The sequence below is a fragment of the Nostoc sp. genome, assembly GCF_041747015.1.
Taxonomy (GTDB): domain Bacteria; phylum Cyanobacteriota; class Cyanobacteriia; order Cyanobacteriales; family Nostocaceae; genus Nostoc.
The window spans coordinates 1-4,535 of record NZ_JBGTFY010000151.1; the positions used below are offsets into that span (position 1 = coordinate 1).

General features: G+C 42.9%; 5 protein-coding genes. 4 read left to right on the forward strand and 1 reads right to left on the reverse strand.

Annotated features, from left to right (window positions below; translation table 11 throughout):
- Window positions 1–501: 501 nt before the first annotated feature.
- Complete coding sequence (locus tag ACEW80_RS11800) at window positions 502–927, reverse strand: GFA family protein (RefSeq protein ID WP_373526756.1); 426 nt, start codon at window positions 925–927, stop codon at window positions 502–504.
- A 512-nt stretch (window positions 928–1,439) separates the two neighbouring features.
- On the opposite strand from ACEW80_RS11800, the gene ACEW80_RS11805 reads away from it, so the two are divergent.
- The 4 genes from ACEW80_RS11805 (at window position 1,440) to ACEW80_RS11820 (ending at window position 4,254) form a co-directional block, all read left to right on the forward strand.
- The gene (locus ACEW80_RS11805) at window positions 1,440–1,796 is read left to right on the forward strand and encodes a YciI family protein (RefSeq protein WP_373526757.1); all 357 of its coding nucleotides are present in this window, start codon (window positions 1,440–1,442) and stop codon (window positions 1,794–1,796) included.
- 153 nt (window positions 1,797–1,949) lie between these two features.
- Window positions 1,950–2,981 carry a transposase gene (locus ACEW80_RS11810; protein WP_373526760.1) on the forward strand — a complete coding sequence of 344 codons (1,032 nt, stop codon included), beginning with the start codon at window positions 1,950–1,952 and terminating at the stop codon, window positions 2,979–2,981.
- Window positions 2,982–3,054: 73 nt separating this feature from the next.
- On the forward strand, window positions 3,055–3,465 hold the full coding sequence (locus tag ACEW80_RS11815; protein WP_373526758.1) for a VOC family protein: 411 nt from the start codon (window positions 3,055–3,057) through the stop codon (window positions 3,463–3,465).
- A gap of 306 nt (window positions 3,466–3,771) precedes the next feature.
- Complete coding sequence (locus ACEW80_RS11820) at window positions 3,772–4,254, forward strand: DUF1579 domain-containing protein (protein WP_373526759.1); 483 nt, start codon at window positions 3,772–3,774, stop codon at window positions 4,252–4,254.
- The last annotated feature ends 281 nt before the right edge of the window (window positions 4,255–4,535 follow it).

Consider the following 4,535-nt stretch of genomic DNA (forward strand, 5'->3'; position numbering starts at 1 on the left):
GAAGTCACAAATTTACCTGCTTTGTTAGTTTAATTATTCTTTTAATTGAAGTAAATTATTTAACTTAATTTCCCAAAATAGCAGTTTTTGGATTAGTTTATTTTGACTATCTATTCTCAATAAGAATTGCTAATTGATAGAGCCTTGATTGGGCTTGATTTTCAAGCGTTTCTGTTATATCGAACTCAGGTGTGCCAGATGAAACAGAATTTATTTCACTGCCAGAAGTTGTGACAGAAGCTAATCCCTTTTAGTATCAGTCATGAGGGTGGGCGTGGGCGATACCTTCTCTTCTCTTTCAGAGACGCACTCGCGTTCGAGAGACAATGCCTTTCCTGCGGAACGCACTCGCGTTCGGCACGTCTTCTCTACGAGACGCACTCGCGTTCGACGAACGCCACGGGAAAAAGCGGTTACGCCATCGCACTTTGTGAGTGAAGCAGTGCGCTCATTGCCCTAACCTAACTCAAACTGGTAAAAAGTAACTCTACTGTTTAGGAGTCATTCAGGAGTTGCAAACTGTGCAAACAACTCTGCCCCTGTCAGGTCATTAGTTTCATTTGCGAAACAGTAATATTTGGGCTTTTCATCAATGAATACCTGATGGTCTAAAACAAGACCTTCACAGTTCTCGAATAGTCCAACAGGCATGAAATACTGGTTATTTTGTTTCAATTTATAAAATAGATGGCTCCCACATTGCTTACAGAATCCACGTTCTGCCCACTGTGACGATTGATAAACCCCAATATTTTCTTCACCAGAGAAGCTAACATCACTTTTACAGTCAACAGCTAACAAAGGCCCTCCGCCCCAATTACGGCAGATACTACAATGACACGCTCCCACATTTTTACTCATGCTAGTTGTAGAAAGACTTACTGCTCTACACAGGCAACTACCTTTTGCAATATTTAGATTAGACATATTATTTGCTCCGATTCTATGCAGGCGCTCCAATTGCTCACATTTTCCCCTATTTCATACTGGAAATGCCAAGAATAAGTGCATCTTAGCCGTATTCTATAATCAATAATTTTTCGCACATCCGGCTATGCTGGACGTTAGGGCTGAACTGAGCGCAGCCGACGCTCCAGAAAACGGCGTTCGCTGTCATTTGTTACCAGCACGAGGGCTAGCGCGTAGCCACGTCGAAATCTCCCACTAACCGGATGAGGATGGCGACGATTCGCCCCCACTCAGCTTTGTAAACGGAGGCGAGTGCTTGGTTTACGTCTGTTTTTGCGTTTGGGATTATACCTGACATAAAAAATTTTTGGTGAGGTGTCGATTTGAGTCAGCACCGTTCGACTTAACTTAGGAGGGAAACAAGGGAGGTATACCCCAATCGTACTAAACGATCAAAATTTTTGGCTCCCGTGTCGATTTGAGTCAGCACTGTTCGACTGTTCGACTTACCAAAGAAGGGAGGCAACTCGATGAAATATTTGCTGCTGATTTACCTGGAAGAAAATGCCCTGAGCCAAACCGAGCGGGAGGAATGTTATGTGAAATCCGCGCAACTGGCACAGCAACTTAACTCGAACGAGCAGTATTTAGCTACTGCCCCGCTCCACCCTGTCGCAACGGCAACTAGCGTTCGGGTGCGCGATGGCAAATCGCTTGTGACTGACGGGCCGTTTGCAGAAACGCGCGAACAATTGGGCGGTTTTTTTCTGATTAATGCTCAAGATATCGATGAAGCGATCGCGATCGCCGCCCGAATTCCAGCAGTACAAGTTGGCACCGTCGAAATTCGCCCCGTAATTGAAGTTGCAGGTTTGCCAGAGCATTAGGAAGAGCGCTCAACCCATAGTTCTAGAACTTACGCATTGACAAAATAGACAAATAATGCAGTAAAAGAAATTAGGAAAAACAGGCGATCGCTAATTACTAGGGCACTAGAAAGACGGATAATTTATATCCAGAGCGTATTTGGGGTTCGGACGATCAGAGCAACTACTAAGCCATCCACAGGAAAGTGTGATCTTGATACTTACACTCTGTTTTTATTGGCAGAATCAAAGTATCCAGGCGGCACACGTTTAGCAGAGATTATGGAAGATTTGTCACATGATAGTGTCAACAGATTTTTGCTACGTGAGCAGTATGAGCCAAAGGATTTATTTGATGAAGTTCAACTGTATATCAATTTAGTAGGTGGCACATTAAGTGCAGATGATACGGTAATTGATAAACCTCATAGTGACCCCAAGTTAACAGAATTAATTGGTTACTATTATTCGGGAAGGCATCATCGTACAGTCAAAGGGATTCAGTTAATTACTTTGTATTATACTGATTTGTCTGGGAAGTCGTTTCCTCTGAATTATCGCATTTATAACAAACAAGAAGGTAAGACAAAGAATGATTATTTGCGAGAAATGATTGCTGAAGTTTTGGGTTGGGGATTGGAGCCGAAGACAGTAACTACTGATGCTTGGTATTCCAGCAAAGACAACATAAAATTCTTTAAAAACAAGGGATTGACGTTTTTAACTGGTATAGCGAAAAATCGTTCATGTTCAGTCGATGGTAAAAGTTTTACCCAAGTTCAAAATCTAGAAATTCCCGAAAATGGTTTAATAGTGCATCTAAAAAAGTTTGGGGAAGTGAAAGTATTTAGGAAAAGTTTCAAAAACGAAACTCATAGATACTACATGATATATATGCCTGAAGAAAATGCACTCATTGGAGTTAGTCAAACAGAATTTCAAACATTACATTCAATTCATTGGGGGATTGAATGCTACCACAGAGCGATTAAACAAGTATGTGGTATTGGTCGATTTATGGTGAGGACATCTGAGGCAATTAGAACTCACTTTTTTAGCGCGATTCGAGCTTTTACACAATTAGAATTAATGCGGGTAAAAGAGTTAATTGAAAATTGGTATGAACTCCAAAGAAACTTATCTCTTCAAGTAGCTCGTGACTTTATTTTAGAACACCTATCACAGAAGTTGGGATTGACTGCATAATATCACCTTTCTGTCAATGCGTAAGTTCTAAGTTCAATTAACTCAATCAATAAACCAATCAAAACAGCGCACTATGAAAATCAATTCTTATCTCATGTTCAACGGCAACTGTGAAGCAGCATTCAAGTTTTATGAGCAATGTCTGGGCGGCAAAATCGTCATGATGCTGACCCACAAAGATGCACCCTCAGCCGAGCATGTGCCCGCCCAATGGCATGACAAAATCATGCATGTCTGCCTCGATTTGGGCGATCGCCTCTTAATGGGGTCTGACAGTCCGCCTGGGTATTTTGAAACACCCCAAGGCTTTTACGTGCAAATCAGCGTTGATGAGCCAGAAAAAGCAGAACGTTTGTTTCATGCCCTGGCAGAAAACGGAAAAGTGAAGATGCCGATCGAGCAAACCTTCTGGTCTGTCCGCTTTGGTATGTTGGTCGATCAATTCGGTATTCCCTGGATGGTTAACTGTGAACAGGCGGTTTGAGCTGTTATTCCAGGGAAATGTCTACAAGCATTTCTCTGGAATATAATCACCAGCGACTTTTTGCTAATTCTTTACTCTGCAATCAACTTCAAAAGGAGAAATCATGAGGTTAAAAACCTCAATCAGTTGAGTCATGATAGTATATATGTACTATTAAAGTTTTGATTTTTCATCATTTCACGCGGTTCATAGCCCTTTGGGGCGGCTTCGCCTACAGAGTTGGGCTTCGCGCTAATTACATTCCTCAATGATTCATCAAAAGGAGCTAAAGCAATGGAAACAGCCAAAACACAACAGGAGCCAACAATGAATACTGAGCCACAAAAAGAACATCAGTGGCTACAGAAACTCGTCGGTGAGTGGACTTATGAAACAGAGGCAATGATGAGTCCAGATCAACCGCCTGAAAGAGCAACAGGAACGGAAAGTGTGCGATCAATCGGTGGACTCTGGGTTGTAGGTGAAGGACAGGGCGAAATGCCCTGTGGTGGTGCGGCAACAATGATAATAACGCTCGGATATGACCCGCAGAAGCAACGCTATGTAGGCACCTGGGTTGGGTCAATGATGACTTATCTATGGTTGTACGACGGTGAATTGGACGCGGCTAAAAATATGCTAACGCTCAATTCTGACGGGCCCTCGATGACGGGTGATGAGAAGATGGCAAAGTACAGAGATGTAATCGAGTTCAAGAGTGATAATCATCGGGTGATGACATCTCATGTACTGGGCGATGATGGGCAGTGGCATCAGTTTATGACCGTAAACTCTCGGCGGAAGCAGTAGCAGAATGCCAAATCAGAAAGGCTGACAGGATGGAGGCAATACCCGTATTTCTCACCGATGCTCAAAGCCTGTGCTTGTACAGGTGCGCTAGGGGGAGCAGAGGAGAGTTATTGTACAAGTTCTTTCCCCTCTGCTCCTTCCCTCAAGCTTGTGAGAAATGCGGGATTAAACACCCAGGATAGTAGGCTGTTGACTTTGATGAAATTTGGACGTTTTTGACTCATGCTATTTTTGTGTCAGGGCAAAATCTCTCTTGTGTCATTGCGAGCTTTGCGAAGCAA